Origin of the sequence: Streptomyces sp. DH12 (assembly GCF_020873895.1) — a bacterium.
Taxonomy (GTDB): domain Bacteria; phylum Actinomycetota; class Actinomycetes; order Streptomycetales; family Streptomycetaceae; genus Streptomyces.
Genome location: NZ_JAHWGT010000247.1, coordinates 1 through 749 on the forward strand (window position 1 = coordinate 1; position 749 = coordinate 749).

Genomic DNA, 749 nt, shown 5'->3' on the forward strand with positions numbered 1-749 from the left:
CGCCACCGGCCCGCTCAGGGCGGTCAGGGCGAGCAGCAGCACGAGCCAGGCGGGCACGGTGTCGGAGAAGACGACCACGGTGAACGCGGAGAACCACAGCGTCCCGGCGGCGCCCCGCACGCACCAGTACCAGAGCGGGAAGGCCGGGCCGGGCCCGAGGGTGACGCCTCCCTTCCCCGAACCCGCACGAGGGCCGGTCCGGTCCCGCGCGACGTGCAGCGGCACGCCCGCGGCCTTCAGCAGCCCGGCCACGCCCGTAGGCTCCAGCAGCGGCTCGCCCTGCACGGCACGCTCCGGAAGCGCGGGCGCCTCGGGCAGCCAGTCCCGGAGCGGGACACGCGCGACCTGCGCCCCGTCCCGGTCCTGCAGCCGCACCTCGCCCCAGGCTCCCGGACGGCCGGGTTCGTCACGTCCGGCGTCCACGTCCGCGTCGACGAACACCGCGCGGGCGACACCGCCGTCCCCGACCGGGACCCGCCGGGTACGGCCGCGGGCGCGCAGCACGAGCGCGCCGTCCTCCACGGACAGCCGTGCGCCGTGACACCGTTCGAGCCCGGGACCGCGCCCCGCGGCCGGCCGGAGGGCGGACGCCTCGGTCACGGGGTGACCTTGTCGGCGACCGAGGTCACCGTGCCGTAGGCGCCCTCGGAGCCGGCGAGCACACCGGTGGCGGTGGAGCCCGCCCAGACGTTGGTCTGGCCGGTGAAGTTGTTCAGGGCGCTGCTGACCGCGGGGAACTCGCGGGCGGC

At 77.3% G+C, this 749-nt stretch carries 1 pseudogene; it reads right to left on the reverse strand.

The annotated features are described in order from the left end of the window. A pseudogene (locus LPA54_RS33820) lies at positions 1–600 on the reverse strand (hypothetical protein); the annotation flags it as partial. Between the last annotated feature and the right edge of the window lie 149 nt (positions 601–749).